The 20679-nt window shown below is 44.1% G+C and carries 14 protein-coding genes; 3 read left to right on the top strand and 11 right to left on the bottom strand.

Going from position 1 to position 20679, the window contains the following annotated elements; all coding sequences use genetic code 11:
* Positions 1-23: 23 nt before the first annotated feature.
* Both BN2762_RS11175 and BN2762_RS11180 read right to left on the bottom strand, forming a co-directional pair.
* Positions 24-1232 carry a TIGR02678 family protein gene (locus BN2762_RS11175; protein WP_055107071.1) on the bottom strand — a complete coding sequence of 403 codons (1209 nt, stop codon included), beginning with the start codon at positions 1230-1232 and terminating at the stop codon, positions 24-26.
* A gap of 3 nt (positions 1233-1235) precedes the next feature.
* Positions 1236-2822: a TIGR02677 family protein gene (locus BN2762_RS11180; RefSeq protein ID WP_055107072.1), complete on the bottom strand. Its 1587-nt coding sequence runs from the start codon at positions 2820-2822 to the stop codon at positions 1236-1238.
* Positions 2823-3001: 179 nt separating this feature from the next.
* Here BN2762_RS11180 and BN2762_RS11185 point away from each other — a divergent pair, with 179 nt between their 5' ends.
* Positions 3002-3907: a hypothetical protein gene (locus BN2762_RS11185; RefSeq protein WP_055107073.1), complete on the top strand. Its 906-nt coding sequence runs from the start codon at positions 3002-3004 to the stop codon at positions 3905-3907.
* 317 nt (positions 3908-4224) lie between these two features.
* On the opposite strand, the gene BN2762_RS11190 is transcribed toward BN2762_RS11185, so the two are convergent.
* The 3 genes from BN2762_RS11190 to BN2762_RS11200 all read right to left on the bottom strand — a co-directional run bounded on the left by BN2762_RS11190 (position 4225) and on the right by BN2762_RS11200 (position 8057).
* Positions 4225-5076: a carbohydrate ABC transporter permease gene (locus BN2762_RS11190; protein ID WP_230202612.1), complete on the bottom strand. Its 852-nt coding sequence runs from the start codon at positions 5074-5076 to the stop codon at positions 4225-4227.
* A gap of 441 nt (positions 5077-5517) precedes the next feature.
* A complete protein-coding gene (locus BN2762_RS11195) occupies positions 5518-6432 on the bottom strand; it encodes an ABC transporter permease (RefSeq protein ID WP_055107074.1) in 915 nt (304 codons plus the stop codon).
* An 11-nt stretch (positions 6433-6443) separates the two neighbouring features.
* Positions 6444-8057, bottom strand: a complete 1614-nt coding sequence (locus tag BN2762_RS11200) for an ABC transporter substrate-binding protein (RefSeq protein ID WP_055107075.1) — start codon at positions 8055-8057, stop codon at positions 6444-6446.
* A 249-nt stretch (positions 8058-8306) separates the two neighbouring features.
* Here BN2762_RS11200 and BN2762_RS27695 point away from each other — a divergent pair, with 249 nt between their 5' ends.
* Positions 8307-8459, top strand: coding sequence for a hypothetical protein (locus BN2762_RS27695; protein ID WP_222861063.1), 153 nt, complete (start codon positions 8307-8309; stop codon positions 8457-8459).
* Here the strand turns inward: BN2762_RS27695 and BN2762_RS11205 are convergent.
* The 5 genes from BN2762_RS11205 to BN2762_RS11225 form a co-directional block, all read right to left on the bottom strand.
* A complete protein-coding gene (locus BN2762_RS11205) occupies positions 8456-10951 on the bottom strand; it encodes an AraC family transcriptional regulator (RefSeq protein WP_230202613.1) in 2496 nt (831 codons plus the stop codon). The two genes, BN2762_RS27695 and BN2762_RS11205, sit on opposite strands and share 4 nt — an antisense overlap.
* 369 nt (positions 10952-11320) lie before the next feature.
* The gene (locus BN2762_RS11210; RefSeq protein WP_055107076.1) at positions 11321-11623 is read right to left on the bottom strand and encodes a DUF6809 family protein; all 303 of its coding nucleotides are present in this window, start codon (positions 11621-11623) and stop codon (positions 11321-11323) included.
* A gap of 292 nt (positions 11624-11915) precedes the next feature.
* Positions 11916-12872: a hypothetical protein gene (locus BN2762_RS11215; RefSeq protein WP_055107077.1), complete on the bottom strand. Its 957-nt coding sequence runs from the start codon at positions 12870-12872 to the stop codon at positions 11916-11918.
* A gap of 7 nt (positions 12873-12879) precedes the next feature.
* Positions 12880-14820: a hypothetical protein gene (locus tag BN2762_RS11220; RefSeq protein ID WP_222861064.1), complete on the bottom strand. Its 1941-nt coding sequence runs from the start codon at positions 14818-14820 to the stop codon at positions 12880-12882.
* Between the two features lie 40 nt (positions 14821-14860).
* Complete coding sequence (locus BN2762_RS11225) at positions 14861-17353, bottom strand: SIR2 family NAD-dependent protein deacylase (RefSeq protein WP_055107079.1); 2493 nt, start codon at positions 17351-17353, stop codon at positions 14861-14863.
* Between the two features lie 137 nt (positions 17354-17490).
* On the opposite strand from BN2762_RS11225, the gene BN2762_RS11230 reads away from it, so the two are divergent.
* Positions 17491-18297, top strand: coding sequence for a DNA adenine methylase (locus BN2762_RS11230; RefSeq protein WP_055107080.1), 807 nt, complete (start codon positions 17491-17493; stop codon positions 18295-18297).
* 255 nt (positions 18298-18552) lie between these two features.
* Here the strand turns inward: BN2762_RS11230 and BN2762_RS11235 are convergent, their stop codons facing one another.
* Entirely contained in the window at positions 18553-20556 is a 2004-nt protein-coding gene (locus BN2762_RS11235; RefSeq protein ID WP_316246792.1) for a DUF2357 domain-containing protein, read from the bottom strand.
* Positions 20557-20679 lie beyond the last annotated feature (123 nt).

The raw sequence follows: 20679 nt of genomic DNA on the forward strand, positions 1-20679 counted from the left end.
GTTTGAATACTGCTCAATTTACCTCAAGTATCAAAGTCTGTATTCGCATATTCCGAAGTCCATCTAGCCAGTACTGGAGAAATCAGAAACGAATTCTCTCCTTCACGTTCCCCCAGCCCCCATTCGGAAAAATGTTCCATGCACAGCACCGCCAACTCTTGGGAGGAGGCTTCCCGAAACTCTTTGCTCCAAAATTCTTTATGTTGAAGTTGCAATCTGTACAGGAGAGTCTCTATTTCTGCTTTTGTTAAACGCACCGTACCGTCGTCCTCTACGTTTAGACCATCTCCCTCCGACAGTCTCTTACGGATTTCAGTCGCAGCAAGCAGCGCTAAATCCGAGACAACCGATACGGTCGGAAACAAATCGCACTCTCCGGTTAATTCGGGATGGAAGAAAACCAGCCCTTCCCGATAACGCCGGCCTTCCCAGCCCAACATATTCTCGAGTTGATCGATAATCGCGCGTCGCTGCCACAGCACATAATTTAAATCTTCCTCATCCCAATGCCTGTCGACTATGGCCGGCTCCAGCAGCAGTCGACGATACACCCGATGCCGACGCCTCATCGACTGACCATCCTGAGTATTGGCATAAGGGATAGGATTCTCCAACTCCTCGAGTCGAGAACAATTCGTCAAATCGTGAGGGAACCGTCGAAGCACGTACCTGGCTAACGGTGAACATTCATACAATGCGTTGCGCTCCTCATCCTGTGCCCATTGGCCCTCATCACCATCTACGCTATACAGTACGTTTAGTGCCCGCAGCTTCTTCAACGCCCTGGCCATGGACAGGCGATCGAAATAATTCCGCCAGTCCGCCTCCAGACCAGCACTAAGCATCTGTTCGCGGATTTCCTCAACAATGTCAGAGAGCAGAAACTGGTCCAGCTCCGTTTTCCCCTCCAAATACCACAGACCATAAGTGAAAAAAACGTAGTCACGCTTCTCACGAAACTCGGGAAAGCCCATCCAAGTCTGCGCCTTAACCGGAGTCTTATCTAATTTTGCAAGCGCACGTGTTACGATCAGTGGAAACCCCGCCTTATCCATAAACCAGTCGCGCAACTCTTCATAATGATCCCGGACCGCAAAATATAAATCCGGATCCTCTTCTTTTGCGATCCACGGTCTATTCAGCAGCGCATGCATGCATGCACGTTTACGCTCGGCGGACTGTTCCGCGCTTTTTCTTTGCTTGCCTAATCGCCGAACCGCTCCTCCGGACATCTACTACTCACGCCTTTCTTCTTCTAAATCCTTTTTCGGCCCATCTATGGACGTATCCATTGCCGCTGCAGCAAATTCCCTAGCCGCTTCCGTTAACATAAAATGCAACTCATAGTTCGCCATCTCCAGATCACCATCTTCTGCATTTAGAACCGTCCGCTCTTCCATAGATGGATTGCTCAACCTAATTCGCACACCTTCCGGCGTGACAAACGAATAGCTGCTTCCTGCCGTCATACATCTGCCGATCCACTGCAGCAGACGCCTCCGCTCCTCGGTCGTCACCGAACCGAATTCGGAAATTTTGACAGAGTCCTGCTCCACAAGCGCTGCGATCATCCTCCATTCCTCCGCTTGCCGCAGCTTGAATGCCTCCCTCTCTCGCTGCTTCCTATGCTCGTTATCTCTTACCGCCTCAACTGGCTGGCGCTCCCCTCTCTTGCGGCTGCGTGAACGAAGGATGCGCACCATGGGGCGCTCCTGCCAGGATGACATATCTGCACGGTCTGAGTCGCGTAAATCCTCCCCCTGCAAATGTCGCGTTGGAAATAATCCGAAAGTAAATGCAGACAGCCTATGCGCTTCCTCCACTGTTTCTACCGAAGCAAACCAGCGGGCCAGATGCTCGAGCTCTTTTTTACGGCTCAATCCTGAACGTTTCCGTTCCTGAATGCGTATGGCGCTTCTTACGATCCGTGCAATCGCGTCCTTCGTCGCCCGCTCCAGCAATGTGAGCTCACTTGGCGAAGCTCCCTCACCCACAAACCAACAACGAATATTGGTCCATCCCTGGCGAAATTCCGCTAACATTTCCTCCCGATTCGGGCCATCTTCCAGCCGCGGCTTTCTAAGCTCACCTTCCACCACCTGCTCCAAGAACAAATCGCGAACCGTATCATTAATCCGCAGCAGATTGCCTTCAATTTTATAGGCGCTTCGCTGCAATGCTTGTACGAAATTTTGCAGATAATCGGTCAACTTTTCCTTAAATATTAAAAAGGCTTCCGTCACCATCATCTCTTCTGCCCGGGCTGTATGCAGACTGGCTATATAGTCCGCTGCATTCTCATGTAAACTGACGAAGGATCGGTATAAGACATTCCATAACTCCAGCGCTGATTCCGGCTCCATTTCACCTACCTTACTGCGAATATCGAACAGTTTATCCGCAATCGTATCGAATAAAGAGGCTTCCAACGAACCGCCATACCCCGTCACCTTCTCCAGTGTCTCTAGCAACCGTTCGATTTCAATGGAATAAGGACGCAACAGGTACTGCATTTTCTTCTTGAGATATTCCTCTAATGTAGAAGATCGCCCGCCATCGTGACGGGCAGTTAAGTTCTGCCACTCTACTAATTGATCCAGGTCGCTTTGGCACATTTCAATCGTATACTCTGGCAAGACATGCCATGCTTTAATCGCCTCGAACACATCTTCCGTCTTCATCCAATATCGCAATCTTTTATATTCTTGATAGAAAAATCGCATAATCGCACGATAGCGAACTACATTCTCTGCGTTGACATATTTTAACTCAGGCACTCCGCGCAATAATTGCACTGATAATCCTGATAAGTTAACCTCCATTGAACGCACCTCCGTCCCCAAACAAAAACTACTTTCATCTTAGACGTCCATCCAAATTGTTACAAGTTAAGATCGTTTAAAGATGCATCATGTTACAATATGTCGTTGATCTACCAAATGGAATCATTTAAGATGGTCATAAGCAACTAAAAGGGTGTAAATGGAGGTGTCGGTTATTTATGGGGCAAAATGCGGATAGTCAACTTATCACAATGCTAATAAACTCTCCCAAAGAGCGAAAAAAGAGATTAATTGAAGAATTTGATCAAAGGCTTGGTCTGTCTGCCGATGACATTCGGGACAAAAAACACCCCTTATATATGTCCTGTCCCCGTTGCAAAACACAGAGGAGTGAATCTGACGCCAAGGGTCGCTATATCGTAGCTTATGGTTATGCCGATCCCGAAAAGACCCAAAGAAGATTTCATTGCAAAATCTGCAAGCTTCATTTTAATGATCATACGAACACGATATTCCATTACAAAAAGCTCCGCAAACATATCCTTCCCTTCATGCAAAGGATGCTTGACGGAATATCCATCCGAAAAACAGCTACGGATTTAGGTGTAAGCCCAACTACAATTCACTCCTGGCGACAAGCTGTTCTTCAATATATAGAGAAAAACATGCATTTAATCCAAGGTGAACTCCCTAGTACGGGTATTACCGAAACAGCCACACGAGAATTCAAGCCTTCACGTAAAGGATTACCCGCACATCGAACCATTCCAAAGACTACACAAACTATACAATTTCACTGCGATCGCCAGAATCACTGGAGAGTTAATCTCACCTCGGCAAATACTCTAAAGTCTCGGAAGCAAATGATAAAAGGAGAAACCCAAGTTCATGTGAACGGAACATCCACCACTGCCTGCCGCCCAACTTCACCCGCTGATCGTCTGCTTTTTCATACCCGCAATGTACAGAAATTGGACAAACAATTCTCAGCCATGTACCGCCACATGAGAGGAGTAGCTCAGCCCAACCTGTTTAGATATGCGCTTTGGCAATGCCTGCTTATGCAATTATCACGCTTGAACACAAAGGAAAAGTTGTCTACCTTACTATCTCTATGCTTATAAATATTTGTTATATGGTTATCTGGAATCCATAAATATAATAATTCACACCGAGGAAGAGATCAAAAAATCAACAATATTCTGTAACATGTGAAAAACCCCGTCAGACAGAGCCTTTCTAATTAAATCCACAAAAAAATACCGCCCAGCGGTTGCATTGGCTACCATTGGACGGAATTTTCTATGCTAAAAAAACTCTGGCTAAGCGACCCTTTTAGAGTTCTGTTGGGTTCCGCTGGCTCCTGCTGGGCTCCGCTACCGCTAGGTGCAGTAAGCTCTGCCGAGTCCTGCCGAGTACACCCTAATTCTACCCTCCAGCGTCACCCCTTGATCGAACCGATCATGACACCCTTCTCAAAATATTTCTGGATAAACGGATAGATCACCAGAATCGGCAGCGTGGACACGATAATAACGCCGTATTTGATCTGGTCGGCATATCTTTGCGCATAACCTCCCGCATCTCCCCCAGTGCCCGCCCCGCCGGCAAACACCTGATTGGACAGCAGAATGTCCCGCAAAATCATTTGCAACGGCTGCAGGTTGTTATTGCGGATATAGATCAGCGCGGTAAAGAAGTCGTTCCAGTGCCCGACCAGATAATAGAGACCGATTACCGAGATCATCGCCTTCGAGAGCGGCAGCGCCACCTTGAAGAAAAAGGTAAAGTGCGAGCAGCCGTCCATCACCGCTGCCTCGTGCAGCTCCTGCGGCAGCGAGCTCTCGAAGAACGTCCGGGCGATAATCAGATAGAACACGTTGACGCAAAACGGGATAATGAACACCCAAATCGTATTTGTCAGATGCAAATCCTTCATTAGCAAGTAAGTCGGAATAAGTCCGCCGTTGAAGAACATCGTCACCACGAAAATAAACATAATGACCTTCCTTGCCCGGAACTCCCGCCGGGACAGCACATACGCCGCAGGCAGCGTGAACAGCATATTGACCAAGGTGCCGAACAGGGTGTAGAACACCGTGTTCCGGTAGCCCGTCCAGATCCGCATATCCTTGAAAATTTCCTGATATCCGAAGAAGCTGATATTTTTCGGCACCAGCCATACCTTGCCTGTCGCTACGAGCGTGGAGTCGCTGAAGGAAGCGATCACGATGAAATAAAGCGGATAAACGATGATTAGAAAAATAAACGTGCACAGCAGCCCGAGCGTGATTTTGAAGGCGAGCTCTTTGCCGTTGAGGCGCGGGCGGGCTCCGTTCGTTGGCGGTGGCGCTCCATGGAAGCTTGGCCCGATTCCACCGAGAGGCGGCTCGGCTCCATCGATTCGCGGGCTTCCGCTGCTGGTTCCCTTGCTGTGCAAGCTGCCATAGCTAGGTGAGGTGCCATTACTGGGTGAGGCTCCATCGCTAAGTAAGGTGCCTTCGCTGAGTGGGGCTCCATCGCTAAGTAAGGTACCGCCGCTGGGTGAGACTGCACTGATGGGAAAGCTACCGCTGCTGCCTGAGACTCCACCGCTAGGGAAACTGCCGCTGCTGCGAAAGGCCCCTTTGCTGAATGTTGCTCCATCACTACCCATTCGAGCGGGTTCCGTGCCAATCCCATGATTACGCATTCGCGTAGAATCCATGTCCGTTCCTCCTTTCCTCATAGGCTTTTAGAATAGGCTCGTCTCGGATACCCGCTTTGAGATCGTATTCATGGCAAACAAGAAGATGAAGTTGATCACCGTATTGAACAGGCCGATGGCCGAGGCCAGGCTGAACTGGCTCGAGACGATCCCGATTTTGTATACATAGGTGGCAATAACCTCGGAAACGGGCAGATTGAGCGAGTTCTGCATCAGGAATATTTTCTCGAAGCCGGTACTGAGAATGTTGCCCATGCTGAGAATGAACAAAATAATAATCGTCGGCACAAGCGCCGGAATATCAACAAAGCGAATCGTCTGCCAGCGGCTGGCCCCGTCGATGCGGGCCGCGTCATAGAGCTGGGGATCGACCGTGGACAGGGCGGCCAGATAGATAATGCTGTTCCAGCCGCAGTGCTGCCAAATGTCCGAGAGCACGTACACCGGAATGAAGGTGCCAGTCGAGGCGAGCAGGTTGATATGCCCCAGCCCGACCACTTTCATCAAATGACCGACGACCCCGGTCTCCGCCGACAGCAGCACATTCAGCATACCGACCAGCACGATCACCGAGATGAAGTGCGGCAGATAGACGGTCGTCTGCATGAGCTGCTTCATTTTTTTGCGCCGAATCTGGTTCAGAATCAACGCCAAAATGATGGGAGCCGGAAAGCCAAGCACAATGCTCGCCAGGCTGATCAGAAAGGTGTTCCGCATCAGGTCGGTGAACAGATAACTGTCAATGAATTGCTGAAAATACGCCAGTCCCCGCCATTCGCCCCCGGTCAGCCCTTTGCTGAAGTCATAATCGCGAAAAGCGAGCTGAATCCCGTACATCGGGATGTAATTAAAGATAAGAATGACGATGATCGCCGGGAGGATCATGATCCAGAGTTGATAGTCGCGCGTGACGGCGTGAACTAGCCCTTTGCGAGTCTGCATATGCTCCCCCCTTATTTTTTGCTCTTATATTCTTCGTAGTATTTTTGCATGATCTCTAGATTCTGGGTGATGCCAGCCTTCTGGGCCTCCTTCACGTACGCATCCCATTCTGCCTCGATGCCGCCCTTGGTCACCCACTTGGCGAAGCTGGACTCGGCCAGGTTCATAATGTTCGTGTTGTTCAGGCTCATCGTGTTGTTGTCCATCGTCGAGTATTTGATAAACAGGCCGGGAAAAACATCCTTTTCCAGATCCACCTTCAATGCTTCCTCCAAAGGCTCGGATTGGCCGAGTACCTCCTGCATGTCTTTGCCGAGGGTCAGCTGCAGATCGTCCGGGATATAAAAAGCCCCGTGATCCGCCATCGTGGACGTCCATTTCCAGGTGCCGGGGTCCATCTCCGGATTAGCCGGAGGCAGCACGCTGTAAGTCCCGTCTCCATGGTCCTGAATATTCGGGCCGATCGAGCCGAACAACGCCTGTATGCCGACCTTCGGATCGTACAGCTCGTTGATAAACCGCATCGCCGCTTCCTTATGCTTCGTCTTGGCGGACATCACGACGTGATTCGTGCCGTAGTTCAAGGAATAGTAATCATAGCTCCACGACAGCTCCCCCGTGTAATCCGCGGTGACCTTCAGCGGAGGCAGAGTGATATACTGCGGGGCCAGCTGCTCCCCGAACCGGTCGGACGCCACCCAGCCCCAGGTGAAGCCAACCTTGGCCGTGTCCCCTTCCCCGCGGGCGATCGATTGATATTTCGTATAGTCGTGCGTGAACACTTCGGGATTAATCAGCCCGGCCTTGTACAGCCTGTTGAGGAAAGCCACCATGGTCTTGTAGCGTTCGTCGATGAGGAAATTCTTGATCTGTCCATCCTCGACAAAATAGCCCTGACTGCTGCCCTCCGACAGCGTGATGCCCATGCTGCCCAGAAGCACGGCCGGATTGAAGTATCCGCCGATCCCGCCCGGCCAATCCATCGGAATCTCGTCCTTCGCATCGCCATTGCCGTTGGCGTCTTTCTCTTTAAAAGCGACGAGGACGTCATACAGCTCATCCCAGGTCGTCGGCTTTTGCAGCCCTAGCTCATCCAGCCATTTCTGGTTGATGAACTGCCTGGTGCCGGTTGACGGCCAGAACCGCTGGTATTTGGGGAGGCCGTAGATTTTGCCATCTGGCTGCGTGGCGATGAGCTTCGTCTCTGGCTTCTCGCTGAACATCTTCTGCACGTTCGGGGCCTGGTCGAGCAGGCCGGACAAATCCTGGAACAGCCCCTGGAACTGGGCAAAATCCGCATCCGTGATGACATTCGGCCCAATGAACAGATCCGGGATGTCGCCGCTGGCCAGCATCGTGCCTTTCTTTTGCCCATAGTCGGTGGTAATCTCCTGCCACTCAATTTCGACTCCGGCGGCATCCTCGACCGCCTGCAGCCACTCCATTTCCGCCAGCGGCTTGGTGAGCGGATGCTTGGTCATAATCGCCGTCAGCTTCACCTTCTCCCCGGACGCATTCCCGGGCGTTGTCCCCGCGGACTTGCTATCTCCCCCTGAACCGCACCCCGACAGCAGCATGGCTGTGATCAAGACGAGTGATGTGAGAACGCTTACCTTTTTCCGCATATCCATACCTCCACACATTTGATATGGGCCCGATCGATACAGACCGCTGCCACAGCTTTGCCTGGACTGAATCGCAGGCACCTTAGACAGTAATGGGAGATGCCAAGCCGCGTAAACGGGCAGTTTTTGTGTGGGTCTTCATTTTTTGAAAGCGCTTAATGTATTGTGTGGCTAGACGGTGGTTCCCGGCCGTTCCGGGGGCGTCTTCAAATATTGTAGATGTTCAAAAAGTGCCTCTTGCGATGGTGTATGCAGGCAGATTCATTAACGGCCACAGCCCTGTTGGTGGGGAGCCGCATCGTGCGCCCTGCTCTCTATGCGGACGATGCGGGCCGGGATGCTTGGATGATTGTCGACCCTACCGCATCTTGCCATGACAACTTCGGATGGAACGGAGCTTAGCTTCTGTGCGTGGTGCGGTATTGGCCGGGCGTGGTGCCGACGATTTTTTTGAAGGAGCGAATGAAGCTGGAGGTGTTCGTGTACCCGACCTGGGCAGCGATGCCCTCCAGTGTCTCCTCGCTCTCCCGCAGCAATTGAATCGACCTCTGGATTCTGAGGCGATCGATGTATTCCTTGAAGTTCTGGCCCATCTCCTTCTTGAAATGATGACTGAAATTCGAGACCGACATGCCAAAATGATCGGCCATCAGCTGCAGCGAGCAATTCGGGTCCATCCCCTTGTCTTCGATCACGGCAAGAATCTCCTCGCGGGAAGCCGTACGTCCCTTCGGCAGCGTCTCGCGAATCATCTCGCACAGCTTGGCGCCGCTCTCCTGCAGAATCCCCGTCATCTGGTCCAGTGTGTAGCGGGGCTGGAACGCCGCATCCGTCAGGCGCAGCAGGCTCTGATCATCATGGCGGAAGCGCTGCAGCCCGTTAAAAATCACGCTAGCCGTGTTCAAATACACGCTCCGCAGCATATGCGGCGGCAGCCCTTCGCTGCTCAGATAGCAGACGATCCGCTCAATCAGCGACTCCACCAGAGTTGCTTCGTTCTTCAAAATCGCCAGCTCCAACGACTGCAGCAGCTCCGCGAAATAAGAAACCGTACCGGACAGTGACATCTCGATCTCAGCAAAGCTCAGGATCGGACTCGTATAGCGCAGCCGCAGCTGCTCAACCGTACGCAGCGCCTGCAAGTAGGAGACATGGGCCGAGTTGGGGTCGAGGATGTACGTACAAGTTAGTTCAGGTTGATCCTGTCCCGAAGTCCTTCGTGCTCCTTTTGGTTGGCTATGTCCGGCAGTCCTTACAGCCTCCCCTGGCTCGCCAATGCCGATGATCGTCTTCCAGCCCGACCGCACCTGGAGCTCCTCCTGCAGCAGGGCTAAATACGCTTGAACGGAGAAGTCCTCCCCATGGGAGCAGACGAATACGATCTCGTGATGGTAGTTACTTTTGAAAAAATAACCCTGAACCCCTTCAGGCAGCTGGCTCTCCCGGTTTTTGCAATAAAGCAGCACAAGATTCGTCTCCTCTGTCTCGGAATTACAGGAGATGACAGCCACCGTCACGCGCGCTCCGTCCAAACTCACTCCTACCTTCTCCGCTTCCCGCTGCACTTGCTCCCCGCTCAGGAAATGCCCGTTGACCAGCTCCAGCAGCATATTGTCCCGCATGATTGGCAGCGTCTCCTTCACCTCTTCATCCAGCCGGCTGTTGACCGCAGATAGACCGCTTAACGTATAGCGGATCGCCTCGATCTCGTTCATCGGCCCACGCTCCTCCGGCTCGAACAAACCTGCGGCGAACTCGACCAAACGCTTAATTGGGTGGTAGTTTTTGCGGATCGAGACGTAGATGACAATCACTTCAAGTAGCAAAATGCCTCCAACAAGCAGAATCGTGTTCAGTTGAATCGTACGCAGCCCCTGGAGCGATTCCGACACCGGGAGCAGGCTGACATACTTCCAGCCGTTCTTATCCGAAACCGTATAAGATACGAGATAGGACACGCCGTCGATCCGGTGGATACCGGAGAACGAACCCTGGGTCGAGCCAAGGGAGGAGCCGGAGGACGCGCCAGAGGACGTACCAATGGACGTACCAATGGACGTATCCCGGAATGAGCCGCTATCTTTGCCTAGACGGCTTACCAGCTGCGGTAAATCCTCCGAGCTCTGAACTAGCGCCTCGTTAGAGGCAACAAGCGGTTGTCCCTGCGCATCAAAAATAAAGAAGTCCCCCTTATACGCTTCCGATACCGACCGCATCATGCGGAGAATCGTATCCTCCCGGACCATGATCATCACCACGCCAGGCGAACTCGTACCGCCCACCGGAAGTGGCTGCAGAAAGGTCAGCATCCGTACCCGGTTATGACCGGGGACCAGCACCCCCTCTACAGGCCGAACCACGGGAGAATCCAACGTGTTCAGCGTCTCGGTCAGATCATTATGAGGCCAGCTCTCATAATAAAAGCCAACCCCCGGCTTCCCCATATCCTGCACACTGTATGCGCTTCCAGTTTTGGAGAACAAATAACCGGTGCTTCTCACATACAACAGGGTGTTGTAGATAAAAGCATCGGTCGCGTTGTACTTTTTCATCTCATTCGCTATCAGTACCCGCTGGTAATCACTCTCCTCGGCTTGATACAGCCGGAACTCCCGATTCTGCACCAGCTCAAACGGCAAATTGTACACATACCGCGTGAACGTATCCATCGACGTCATGAACTGCTCCGTAATGTGGGCGTTCCAGTCCATCTCCTTCTCTTTGACCACCTCCGCCGAATACGGATAGTAATACAGCACGATAATCATGACTGGAAACAGCAGCACCAGCAAATAGGAAATCAATAGCTTGGTCAGTAAATTGATCTTGTTCTTATTTCCCCCAGCCTGAATTAACTTGTTATGCCCCACCTTGTTATGGTTCACCTTGCTCATATTCAGTTCAGTCTTCCCCAAGCCGCGCTCACCTTCCTTTTTGATATTCCTGTTAGTAAAGAAAATATAAGAAGAAATTGAAATTTACAACCATCTCTTTGGACTGTCGCTGGGACAGCGGTGAATGTGGGCAGCAAAGATGCTGGGCAACGAGCTAGCTGCGAGTTGACCGCTATGAGAACCCCATCACTTGTAGCCCCCTGATAGTAGCAAATGTGGCTTAAGTCAGCCTTGCTGCTGTGTGACTACATTATAAATGTAGACGTAGAAGGGAGTTAGAGAACATGGAAGGAATTTTTTGGGGACTTAAGGGTGAAGAGTATTCATTATAGGGAACTTTGGCTGGGCTGGACTGGGTTGGGCTGCTATTTACTCATCATCCTGTTTGGCGATATGACCCATCCCATGATCGAGATGGATTTCGATGATCATAACTGCGCCCAGCTTGAAGCCATAGGTGAACGCCGCTGTTATCTCCATACTCTGAATTTGCTGCTGTAAATCCAACAGCAACTCAAGCTCGGCAAACTCGTCGCTGGACAGCTTTTTCTTCCAGGACTCTATTTTCTCGGACAGTTCCCTACCCTTCTTGCGGTACAGGGGATCTTTAGGAACCAATTGTTCTTCGGGAATGAGATGACCGTAGTATAGGGATTCGAGAAGGGATTGCATGGGATGGCCTCCTTTTTTTATAGGATAGCAAAAGGAGGGACGAAATGTGGTACGGGTATGCGTAATAATGGAATACTAGTTAGGGGAAGGGAATAAAAAATTGGCAACAAATGAGAAAACCACCTCGAGAGGCGGCTTTTTTCCGGCTGTTATTAACACTTTGTTTTCCATGGGTACTTCTTCAATGCTTTTCTGAGTATAGGCTATAGGGGTACTTGCAAATAAGGCGCCGCTTAAAGCGGCAGAGAATCAAAAATACTCGAATAAAAATAAAAAATACCTTCCTCCATAACTATTCTTCAGGATTTACTGTTTCTGACATTAGGTTTTTGGCAACCACATGTAGATCTATTAGATGATTAAACTTATTCAATCCCGAGAATACATCTCTCAAAATATATGGTTCTATAGGATTATTAACCATATATTTCTCAACAACTTGAACTAGATTATTACATATAGTTTCAAATATAAAATCTTTAGAAAGAACTCGAAGTATCTCCATTATCATATTCTTTAATACAATAAGTGAATTCTCATTCATCTTACGATCATCAAGTTGAAACCAGATTTTCCCTTCTTCTCTTTGATATAAACTTGGGAATGCCTTTGCAAGCCTACCATTCTTACCGTTCCTACCTATTACATTCCTAAACTCCTTCTCATCTTTTATTAAGTTTTCCTGATCATCACCAGTGAGTTCTATATATAATGAATTAATTTCGCTAATTATGCTTTTACCATGAAGATACTCCCCTTTATGATTCGTATGAAGTTGAAACGCGCTAGAATAAGAATTTGCCCCATTTAGTAATAGAAACAATGATAATACAGCCTCTTGTGGACTAATATCTATGGAAAATACATTTTCACACTTGCGTTTCAAAACCTCTGCAGAACATTTGGCGAACAATTCCTTTGAGGTTTTTATTGCTGCATAATGATCAAGAGTATTATCGGATAACATTGTATTTAAATAAAGCAAACCAAGCTCTGTAATAACCATATATGTCTCACTGTTAGTAACCTCAGTAATTAGATAGTTCTCTAGACACTCAGAGTATGATGACGAATCATTCAGATTATCTTTTTTCAAAAGATTTCTTACACCTTTAACGCTTATTCTCCTCTTTGTGAATGTACTAATGTTTTTGAAAACGCTCTTTTCATCTTTCCAAGGTAAAGAATCTAGCTTAAATATATGTTGATTACTATTTTCAAATACCTCTTCAAGCAACTTAATAATCATTATCTCCTCACAACCTATCTATACATTGTATCTTAGCTTGTTCATCTTCAGAAACTTCAACAAACAAACCGAAACTAAGTTGATTTATTTCATATAAAGTTTTGTAAACCTCGCCGGCTAACGTATCTGATACATCTCCCCATTCATCTACTAATAGTACTGTTCCATATAAAGAGTCGTTCTGCGAAGATGCTAAGCTTCTAACAGTCATTGCAGAATCTATTCCACCACTTAGACCATATCTAGCGCTGATTTCGTCCCCATCAAGGGTAGTTAACATACGCGATTCGAAATCATATGATTTTAATTCAATGCTTTCTACATTCTCATCTGTAACTTTATAATAATACTTACAGCGTTCCTTCATAAGATTGTTAAACAACTCTACAACCTGTGTGTATAAAAATGACTCTTCGGCAGTCTCTTTAATAGAACTATTAAAATTAGTTTTATTTCCACTTTTCTCAACCAACAAACTTTTTACTGAGTTAAATTCAAATAAAATTGAGTTTAGAATTTCATATGGAATGTAATCATCTTGACTATTTGCAGCCTTTATTTCTGTTATAATTTTTGACGTTTCCTCAACTTTCTTTTCCGTCATAGCGATAATTTCAGAAACAACTCCTAACTCTCCAATTCCACACTTTTGCATTAGCATTTGAATACTCTTAATTCGTGGCAGCAGTACTTTTAAATCTATACTAGAAGAAAGTGAAAGCTCACTTGTTTTTGATATTATTTCTTTAAGTCTCTCTAATTCACTTGTTATTTTCTTAAGTGCCAACTCTTCTTCAGACAACAATCGGTTTAACTCGAATAACCTATGATACTTTTCTCTTAAGTTATAATAATTAGTTGCATTCGTTTGAACATCACTGAGTAATTGGATAAATTTTTTAAAATCATCAGAGTTATTTATTTTTATAAATGAATCCTGAAGTTCAACATACAGAGGAACTAAATCAGTACCCTTTAGTTTCTCTAATGATCCTAATATTTCATCCACATTTCTTACCGGATTTTTCCAATTTGAAGGGGCTTGAATAATATTTGTACTATCACTTACCCCATCTTCAATTAGTAAATTCCTTTCTAATTTATAATTCTCAATTCTAGTTATAATTTCTTTCTTTTTTTCATTTATCTGTTTAAATTTCTCCTCATTGTCCTTTAAATTATTAAAATATTCAAAAACATTCAGATCAACTACATCAGGATTACCATTTCTAAAATCCAAAATTAACTTCTTAAATGTAAGCAAGAGTACAAGTTCATTTTCAAATTCTTTTAGTGATTTAGAATATATCTTTCTAGATTTGTTAGACATAAATTCACTCAAAACTTTACGGCAATTAATGATTAAGTAATCAAAACTTTCCTTTATGTTTTCCAGGATTTCGTGATGCACTTGTGTTACAAAATCTCTACCTTTTGAAATAAACTGTACTTTAAAAAGGCGTGACATAAACTGCTGATACTCTTGCATGTCAATTTCAAAATTTTGAAGCAATCTTCTAAATTCAACATTCCCATTCAGCATTACTTGAATGTAATTTTCACTTTTTATAAGAGATATTTCTTCGGCTTCACTTTCTATACTCATTTCAATATTAATTTCTTTATTAAAAAAATACGCTTTGACTTCTTCAATCTGACTTTCTAACTTATAATTACTTAAAAATAACGTTTGATTCCCCCAGTCGCACCCTAATAATATCCCTATCACTATTAACGAAGTAGTTTTGTATCTAGTGTTTATCCCCCGAAGCTCAAATAATTTACTTTCCCCGCCAGAATCAAATTCAAGTGGAAATTTTAATCCGTCAACTTTTAGTTTAAACTTTAAGTCATTGAAGGGTTTAGTTTTAATGACATCTATATCTTTTAAAATCGTATTTACAAATATTTCATCCAGTCCTCTTTCTAATGCTACTTCTTTAAACAACTTAAATATTTCATAAGAGTAACTCAACGGTTTCACCCCGCTATGCACTTATTTTACAAACAACCAGTTTATCCAACGATGCAATACATAAAACACCAGAACCCACACTCAAACTTGCTTGTTTATAATTAATAGGATCAATTTCAATTTTCGCTATCTGTCCATCATCAATATTGATGACTTCTCCGTTAGCACAAATAACAGTCACAATACCATCACAGACAATCAAATCAAGAATTTCTGAACTGAGTTCCACAACGTTGTATTGTTCAGCAGTAAATTCCTTTAATACAATGGTAATTACACGGTTTTGATATCCAAAAGCAATTTTACATTCGTCGATAAATACTATATTTGTAGAGGGGGGTGCTATAAAATTATATTTAGAAAGGAGTGTAGCATTAAAATCATATCTTCCAATACCTTGACTTGATGCAATATAAAAGTCATTACTGCCCCCAATTAAAGTATCAATTCTTGATTCTAAGCTAATTCTTCTGACCCCTTCCTCTACAACCTTAATTATTATTGTTTTTTCGGTTGCTACAATTAAATGTTCACTATATATTATGAAATCTACGACATGCTCCATACCGATCTCAATTTGTTCTTTTACAACAAATTCGTTCATCATTAAATCATATATATATAGCTTTCCAGTAACATCAATAAAGTACACAGAATGATTGAAGGTCTTGGGTGATACTGCTACCGAATCATCCAACACCTCAGCCTGTATCAATGATCCATCAGGCTCAAAAATATAAACTAATGACTCATTACAGATAATTATTTTATCCTTTGAAATTGTTATAAATTGATTTTCCGGTAAATCACATTGTTTTTCTTGGGAGAGCTCATAAATCGTTGCTTTTGATGCTGAATTAAATAAAATAAAACCCTGTCCAATCAAAACTCTATTAGAATTTATTTCATTGGCATTAATTGAACTAATGGAAGAGAATTTTTTGGGTATTTTAAATTTAGTGTTTGATGAATTTAGATGATCACAATACGTATGATCCCAAATAGAATTACTTCTTTCTTTTAAATCATCATTACGTTTGTTTAAAATCTCAGCTATTCCTTTATATTTATCAGTAATAGCTGTAATTCTATCGAAAAACCCACCGTTAATTTGACGCACCCTTAACTTTAAAAGTTCAAGAATATCATGCGAGAAAGGAAACCGCTCACTTTTATAAGCAATCAGTTTTTCTAATACTTCACTATTATTATTTTGCATTAATCCTAATAAGGCAGGTACTTCATTATTTAATAACAATGAAGCGATCTTATGATTAACTTGTTCAGCTGATAAATTGGAAAACAGAAATGATATAAGCTCCTCATCTTGTTGTAAGTCCAACTTAGATAAAAGATGTGCAATAAATGGTGTATTATTAGGACATTTACTTTTTAAGACAGTTTTCAAATTATCTAAAGAGTAAGCATTTACTGGTATATCTTCAGCGCTAATATCTACAATGGAGTCAGGCTTGTGATCTAGCATTTCAAAAATACACTTAAGAGAGCTTTCAATACTTCCTAGATTTTGATGTAATAACTTACTCAAGTTCCCCTTATCCATTTTTATACATTGAAAAAAAAGCTTCCCTTGAAGATCAAGTGAAAGCGTATCAACCATATCAATTAATGCTCGAATTTTTGTTTCAGTCATAGGTGCTTTATAACCCTCGGTATTTAAATTACTAATTAATATTTCTTTAGCCTCTTTTTTTTTTAGATGATCGTATATCAATTGTAAGAAATCTTCACTAGTCATATTAATATGATTAATATTAAATTCTCTCAAATAGTACCGTTCTCTATCGACTGACCAATCTTTGGACTTGGGTACAACCCAGTAATGGGGTTTAGAAAACCCATCTTGAGGTCGAACCCGATACAACATCCGTAATACATCAATATCAGCCATACCGAAACCAATAAATATGATTGATCTCTCAGCGAATAGGGTTTTAAGTTTATCAAACAGTCTATTATTTTCTTCAATTGTAAGGTAATCCTTGGTAGTAAAAACTGCCTTTCCAATCTCTGTAACACAACCGTGCAACTTTAAATAAACTTTGTTTCCACCTGTATAAATATCTTCTGATCTTTTAGCCACACTTAACATTTTTCTATGTTTTTCTTGAAATGCCCGCTCTAATAAATCATCAACATTTACTGACAGTATCAAATCCTTCGGCTCTCCTAGATCATAAATAACATCAGACATAAGTCTGTGAGAGTTCTGCACAATTCCCTCACCCAAATACCTCTGCAACTCTTCCCTAAATTCAGAATCATTATGAAAACTATATTCATCTGATATATTCATTAAGTTCTTAGAATCAGTATTTTTTAATAAATTATTTTTACTTATCAAGTGTTGAGCCAACTCTTCTCCTGTTCCTAGTCCTTCTCTTTTCTGAGTTTGGGGGTTCTTTTTTCCTAAAGAAAAACCCGCCCCAAGAAAGAAAGAAATTGGTGCTTTTTTATCGATAAGTCGCAATATTACATCCATCATCTTAACACCCCAATAAAATATTATGTATTATGATCAATTCTACAAAATCCCAGATTTTCCTCCCACATTCAACAGAAGTGGCCAATATTCTTTAACTATGTTAAAATCAATCATATCAATAAAACTGGAGTGCTGGAATGAGTTTAAAACATGATACTAGATCACCATTAAGATTTCCTGGTTCCAAAAGCAAAGTAATTAATCGGATCAAACCATATCTTAACACCCCTCATTTGGAGTACCGTGAGCCTTTTCTCGGTGGTGGTTCGATTTTTTTGAATAGACCTACATCTGTTTCAAGCTGGATAAATGATAAAGATTTACGAGTATATAATTTTTTTAATGTGGTAAAAGAATACCCAGATCAACTATGTGATATGGTAAGAAGAATTCACCCTACCGTCGAGTTGTGGAAGCAATACAGAAATAACCCAGAACCTGAAGAAAATATATCTCAGGCTTTTCAGTTTCTTTTCTTCAATAGGACAAATTATTCAGGGATTTATACTGCTAATCCCATAGGAGGACTTAAACAAAAATCTAAATATCAAATTGATTGTAGATGGAACCCAGAAATGCTTTGTGCAAGAATATTATCATGCTCACTAAAATTACAAACAGCAAGAATTACAAATATGGATTTTTCATCCTTAATTTTAGCTCCTGGTGAAAATGTATTTCTAATGATTGATCCACCATATTATTTTAAGGGAAATTCACTTTACCCTGTTGGAATGCAACCATACGAACATGAAAACCTTGCCAAATTATTGAAGGAAACTCCTCACAAATTCCTTTTAACAATCGATGATAATGAAACAACAAGAGAAATATACAAGTCTGACAATTTTATATACAACCAAGAATCATGGTTTTATACAATCCATTCAAAAAAGAAAAACAATATAGGCAAAGAATTATTTATATCTAATTTTAAATTGTAAATTAATAAATTTATCAAAATATCAAGATGGTTATATTCAATTTGATTTTTTTAAGTCTTTTCTATTTAAGAAGTAATTGACTACTTTTAATTAATGATCGTTTTCTAACTAAAAGATCCCTAAAGAAGCAAGTTTGAGTCGAATTAATTTGCTCTGGTCTTAATTTGAATCGAATATATATCTAATAATTATAAATACAAGGCAAACTCCTAAGCTCTACTTTGGAACAAAGGAGTTTGTCTGCAAATAGGAGCTCTAATCCTCCACCCGAATCTCCACCACAGATCCCGCCAAATCCACATCTGTATGATCCAACTCAACTTTGACCTTGCCGACTCTTCGGGCTTCGCGCCATTTTCTCAGATCCTCGTCATTCTCTAGCTTCAATTCAGCAATTTCACTGGCACGATCAAACATGTATTTGCTCGTATACAGACAGGTATAGATGCCCTGTCCCCCTAAGGCAATAGGCTTGTCCCGCCGTTCCCACTGTTCAATGGTGAATTTAACATATAGTTCTTCTTCTGTGCCGGGCCGGGCAGGCCGTTCTGTAATCTCGCCTCTTCGAACGACCTTCCAATCCTGAATCAGGCCGAACCAATGGATGCCCGTGTTTCCTGGCTCCTGAAACTTTCTACGGGACTGGCACATGGCAATATATTCGATTTGGGTGAGGAGCTTGTGATCGACGATATTTTTAAGCGGCATATGATAAAAACGTTGTGACAAAGCCACATCCAGTTGGGAGGGCTCTCTCAAAGAGCCAACAAGGACATTCTTCCCCTCAAACTTGTTGAAATAGTATTCCTTGGTCCCGCGAGGCCGAGTTGAACGTTCATAAGCCTTCTCTGGACTGTCTTGAATCATTTCATCAAGAAGCTGCTCCATAAGACCTGTGGCATTCGGTAACAACGGGATAGCCCCAATGTTGACTAGCTGAATGCTTTTATAGAATGGGTGCTCCTTAAATCTTGCTTCATCAGGATACGGAAACAGCACGTACGCCCCAAACATACTCCGCTCGTACTCCCCGTTACGATGATCCTGGTAAACAATCGCATCCCGATAACGGTGCATCGTGTTAATATCCTCTTCCTCTGGGCCTGGCTGCTTGTACTTCACCCAATATGGGCTTCCCTCATAAGCTGAATTCAGACGATATTTCGCATCAAAAATATATTTGTACTCAATCGATGCATCGTTCTTTTTCAAGGTCAGTACATTATCAGGCCTTTGATCCAGGGTAGAACTACTATCTCCCTTAGGCAGGGAATTGTAGTAGAGAGTGAACACCTCGCCATTTCGCGGATTTCGATAGACCATCTTAGCTTTATGTCCTTGCTTCAGCGTAACAAAAAGCCCATTCCGATTCACCTTAATCAAATCTTGACTAACCAGCTCATATTTACGCTGGATTAATTGGTGGATTTTCAGGAAGCACCAATATTCATATAGCTGTGCCAAGTCCTTCATTGATAAACGGAACAAATCTCCTTGAATCGATAGGCCCTTCATCAGCAAGAGATAAATCCGATACACTTCCCGATAACCTGGAGCCATTTGCAGCACAAGGGTTAAGGAAACCTGCTTCATGTCACCTACATCTAAAAAGTCTTGCTTCAACAGCCGCTGTAGCTGCGAGCCCATTACGTCGATTCTCTTTAGCAGCACAGGATCCGGGTTGCCCTTCTTCGCTACGTGAGATCTAAGCTCCTTCAGTTTTGACGAAATGCGTAGCAATGCCCAACGAATGAATCGATTTTCAGCCGTATCGAAATCCACATATCGCCTTGTTTCAAGCACATGAGTAGGGTAGGGTTGTCCCTGGATAAACAGCTCCGGCCTTTTGCGTAAAAACGCTAGATTCTCCTTCCCCACCCTTTTTGCTCTCGATGATTCCACGACATGAGATTCTCGCCTCATTTTGGAATGAGGAGCGTTTTTAATGCGATCCACGCCCTGGATTAACTGTTGAAAAACCTGCTGTAATATCGTAAAGAATTCAGTAATACTCTGATACCTGGTCTCCCTTAACCCCGTTAGATGAAAGGTCCTGCGGAGAAAATCAAAGGAAAGATTATAGATCTGTTCATTGACCTCCCGCAAAATCACCTCGTAATCGCGCTTGTAATCCATTTTTGAAGGAAACACCTCGAGCTGCAGCTTGAAAATAACCTCACCTTGCAGGCGAAGCTCAAGCTCGGAGAGACCTACTTCGTTTTTGAAGTTCAATACACCGGACAATAAACTATCACTCATGGGCCCTATAGCCTGCCGAAGGTGAATATTCTCATGAAAGAAGACGATCGGTAGATCCTGCTTCTTTTCAATAACGAGTTGATAGTCTTGCGTTTCGAAAAACAAGGGCTCTGCTTGGTCGCC

Origin of the sequence: Paenibacillus ihumii, from assembly GCF_001403875.1 — a bacterium.
Taxonomy (GTDB): domain Bacteria; phylum Bacillota; class Bacilli; order Paenibacillales; family Paenibacillaceae; genus Fontibacillus; species Fontibacillus ihumii.

Bases quoted from the DNA above. Each gene is read 5' to 3' on its own strand.
- BN2762_RS11180 (WP_055107072.1), bottom strand. From the start codon at position 2,822: ATGGAGGTTAACTTATCAGGATTATCAGTGCAATTATTGCGCGGAGTG.
- BN2762_RS11225 (WP_055107079.1), bottom strand. From the start codon at position 17,353: ATGATGGATGTAATATTGCGACTTATCGATAAAAAAGCACCAATTTCT.
- BN2762_RS11185 (WP_055107073.1), top strand. From the start codon at position 3,002: ATGGGGCAAAATGCGGATAGTCAACTTATCACAATGCTAATAAACTCT.
- BN2762_RS11195 (WP_055107074.1), bottom strand. From the start codon at position 6,432: ATGCAGACTCGCAAAGGGCTAGTTCACGCCGTCACGCGCGACTATCAA.
- BN2762_RS11200 (WP_055107075.1), bottom strand. From the start codon at position 8,057: ATGCGGAAAAAGGTAAGCGTTCTCACATCACTCGTCTTGATCACAGCC.
- BN2762_RS11215 (WP_055107077.1), bottom strand. From the start codon at position 12,872: ATGATTATTAAGTTGCTTGAAGAGGTATTTGAAAATAGTAATCAACAT.
- BN2762_RS27695 (WP_222861063.1), top strand. From the start codon at position 8,307: ATGCAGGCAGATTCATTAACGGCCACAGCCCTGTTGGTGGGGAGCCGC.
- BN2762_RS11230 (WP_055107080.1), top strand. From the start codon at position 17,491: ATGAGTTTAAAACATGATACTAGATCACCATTAAGATTTCCTGGTTCC.
- BN2762_RS11175 (WP_055107071.1), bottom strand. From the start codon at position 1,232: ATGTCCGGAGGAGCGGTTCGGCGATTAGGCAAGCAAAGAAAAAGCGCG.
- BN2762_RS11210 (WP_055107076.1), bottom strand. From the start codon at position 11,623: ATGCAATCCCTTCTCGAATCCCTATACTACGGTCATCTCATTCCCGAA.
- BN2762_RS11235 (WP_316246792.1), bottom strand. From the start codon at position 20,556: ATGAGTGATAGTTTATTGTCCGGTGTATTGAACTTCAAAAACGAAGTA.
- BN2762_RS11205 (WP_230202613.1), bottom strand. From the start codon at position 10,951: ATGAGCAAGGTGAACCATAACAAGGTGGGGCATAACAAGTTAATTCAG.